1 tRNA gene and 2 rRNA genes are annotated in these 3428 nt (G+C 53.4%); all 3 read right to left on the bottom strand.

What is annotated here, in order from left to right:
• Positions 1 to 4 precede the first annotated feature (4 nt).
• Positions 5 to 119: ribosomal RNA gene (rrf, locus tag V3B41_RS20400) — 5S ribosomal RNA — on the bottom strand.
• Between the two features lie 126 nt (positions 120 to 245).
• Positions 246 to 3125, bottom strand: a 23S ribosomal RNA gene (locus V3B41_RS20395).
• A gap of 225 nt (positions 3126 to 3350) precedes the next feature.
• Positions 3351 to 3427 (bottom strand) — tRNA-Ile (locus tag V3B41_RS20390).
• Position 3428: the final 1 nt, after the last annotated feature.

Below are 3428 nucleotides of genomic sequence, written 5' to 3'. Positions count from 1 at the left end.
TAAACCCTGGCGATGACCTACTCTCGCATGGCTTGAGCCACACTACCATCGGCGCAGCTGCGTTTCACTTCCGAGTTCGGGATGGGATCGGGTGGTTCCACAGCGCTAATTTCACCAGGGAGGCTTTTGGAGAGTCGCACTCGTCCCTAGGGGACAAGGCGCCAGCCTCGCATAGTTCTTGTGACGTAGCGTGCACTTGGATGCTCTTACGACGTTGTCGTAAAGCCAAGGCAACTTGAGGTTATATGGTCAAGCCGCACGGATCATTAGTATCAGTTAGCTCAATACATTGCTGTACTTACACACCTGACCTATCAACCACGTAGTCTACATGGTTCCTTCAGGGGGCTTGTGCCCCGGGAGATCTCATCTTGAGGCGCGCTTCCCGCTTAGATGCTTTCAGCGGTTATCGCTTCCGAACATAGCTACCCGGCAATGCCACTGGCGTGACAACCGGAACACCAGAGGTTCGTCCACTCCGGTCCTCTCGTACTAGGAGCAGCCCCTCTCAAATCTCCAACGCCCATGGCAGATAGGGACCGAACTGTCTCACGACGTTCTGAACCCAGCTCGCGTACCACTTTAAATGGCGAACAGCCATACCCTTGGGACCGACTACAGCCCCAGGATGTGATGAGCCGACATCGAGGTGCCAAACACCGCCGTCGATATGAACTCTTGGGCGGTATCAGCCTGTTATCCCCGGAGTACCTTTTATCCGTTGAGCGATGGCCCTTCCATACAGAACCACCGGATCACTAAGTCCTAGTTTCCTACCTGCTTGATCCGTCGATCTTGCAGTCAAGCACGCTTATGCCTTTGCACACAGTGCGCGATGTCCGACCGCGCTGAGCGTACCTTCGAGCTCCTCCGTTACTCTTTAGGAGGAGACCGCCCCAGTCAAACTACCCACCATACACGGTCCCCGACCCAGATAATGGGCCCAGGTTAGAACGTCAAGCACGACAGGGTGGTATTTCAAGGATGGCTCCGCTGCAGCTAGCGCCACAGTTTCATAGCCTCCCACCTATCCTACACAGACGAACTCAACGTTCAGTGTAAAGCTATAGTAAAGGTTCACGGGGTCTTTCCGTCTTGCCACGGGAACGCTGCATCTTCACAGCGATTTCAATTTCACTGAGTCTCGGGTGGAGACAGCGCCGCTGTCGTTACGCCATTCGTGCAGGTCGGAACTTACCCGACAAGGAATTTCGCTACCTTAGGACCGTTATAGTTACGGCCGCCGTTTACTGGGGCTTCGATCAAGAGCTTCGCCTTGCGGCTGACCCCATCAATTAACCTTCCAGCACCGGGCAGGCGTCACACCCTATACGTCCACTTTCGTGTTTGCAGAGTGCTGTGTTTTTGATAAACAGTCGCAGCGGCCTGGTTACTGCGACCCTCTTCAGCTATAGCTCGCACGAGCCACCAAAAAGGGTGCACCTTCTCCCGAAGTTACGGTGCCATGTTGCCTAGTTCCTTCACCCGAGTTCTCTCAAGCGCCTGAGAATTCTCATCCTACCCACCTGTGTCGGTTTACGGTACGGTCTGCGTAAGCTGAAGCTTAGGAGCTTTTCCTGGAAGCGTGGTATCAGTGACTTCGCCATAAAGGCTCGTCTCGGTGCTCGGTCTTAAAGGATCCCGGATTTGCCAAAGATCCAAACCTACCGCCTTTCCCCAGGACAACCAACGCCTGGTACACCTAACCTTCTCCGTCCCTCCATCGCACTTACGCGAGGTGCAGGAATATTAACCTGCTTCCCATCGACTACGACTTTCGTCCTCGCCTTAGGGGCCGACTCACCCTGCGCCGATTAACGTTGCGCAAGGAAACCTTGGGCTTTCGGCGTGCGGGTTTTTCACCCGCATTATCGTTACTCATGTCAGCATTCGCACTTCCGATACCTCCAGCAGACTTCTCAATCCACCTTCAACGGCTTACGGAACGCTCCTCTACCGCGCATAACAAAGTTATGCACCCCAAGCTTCGGTTCTGTGCTTAGCCCCGTTAAATCTTCCCCGCAGACCGACTCGACCAGTGAGCTATTACGCTTTCTTTAAAGGGTGGCTGCTTCTAAGCCAACCTCCTGGCTGTCTGTGCCTTTCCACATGGTTTTCCACTTAGCACAAAATTTGGGACCTTAGCTGTGGGTCTGGGTTGTTTCCCTTTTCACGACGGACGTTAGCACCCGCCGTGTGTCTCCCATACAGTCCGTCTCGGTATTCGGAGTTTGCAATGGTTTGGTAAGTCGCGATGACCCCCTAGCCATAACAGTGCTCTACCCCCGAGAGGATACATATGAGGCGCTACCTAAATAGCTTTCGAGGAGAACCAGCTATCTCCGGGTTCGATTAGCTTTTCACTCCTAATCACACCTCATCCCCTACCTTTGCAACGGGAGTGGGTTCGGGCCTCCAGTGCGTGTTACCGCACCTTCACCCTGGGCATGACTAGATCACCCGGTTTCGGGTCTACTGCCCGCGACTATGCGCCCTTATCAGACTCGGTTTCCCTTCGCCTCCCCTATACGGTTAAGCTTGCCACGAACAGTAAGTCGCTGACCCATTATACAAAAGGTACGCAGTCACTCCTTGCGGAGCTCCTACTGCTTGTACGCACACGGTTTCAGGTTCTATTTCACTCCCCTCTCCGGGGTTCTTTTCGCCTTTCCCTCACGGTACTGGTTCACTATCGGTCGGTCAGTAGTATTTAGCCTTGGAGGATGGTCCCCCCATGTTCAGACAGGGTTTCACGTGCCCCGCCCTACTCGTCTTCACTGGAATGGCCCTTTCAGATACAGGGCTATCACCTTCTATGGCTGCTCTTTCCAGAGCATTTTCCTAGAACCAATCCAGCTTAAGGGCTAGTCCGCGTTCGCTCGTCGCTACTTACGGAATCTCGGTTGATTTCTTTTCCTCTGGTTACTTAGATATTTCAGTTCACCAGGTTCGCTTCCAGCAGCTATGTATTCACTGCAGGATACCCGCAAGCGGGTGGGTTTCCCCATTCGGACATTACCGGATCAAAGCTTGTTGCCAGCTCCCCGATACTTTTCGCAGGCTGCCACGTCCTTCATCGCCTCTGACCGCCAAGGCATCCACCGTGTGCGCTTATTCGCTTGACCATATAACCGCAAGTTGCCTTGGGTTATACATGTGACCCGGGGGTACAAAGCCCGGATACGAATATAACGACTCAATCAATAAAGAGACTTGCGTCTCTCGCCTTAGCCTCACGACACGTCTGATAGAACATCTCAAACGCTCGCTACGTCACAAGTTTTAAAAGAACACGTACCAGCCACAGTGCTGATGCGTATAAAGATCGAATGTATGCGTCATTCAGAGAATGGTGGGTCTGGGTAGACTCGAACTACCGACCTCACCCTTATCAGGGGTGCGCTCTAACCACCTGAGCTACAGACCCG

It is taken from the genome of Stenotrophomonas sp. SMYL89 (assembly GCF_036319985.1).
GTDB lineage: Bacteria > Pseudomonadota > Gammaproteobacteria > Xanthomonadales > Xanthomonadaceae > Stenotrophomonas > Stenotrophomonas maltophilia_Q.
Note: the sequence above shows the minus strand (reverse complement) of the source record. Positions and strands in the feature narration are given on the sequence as shown.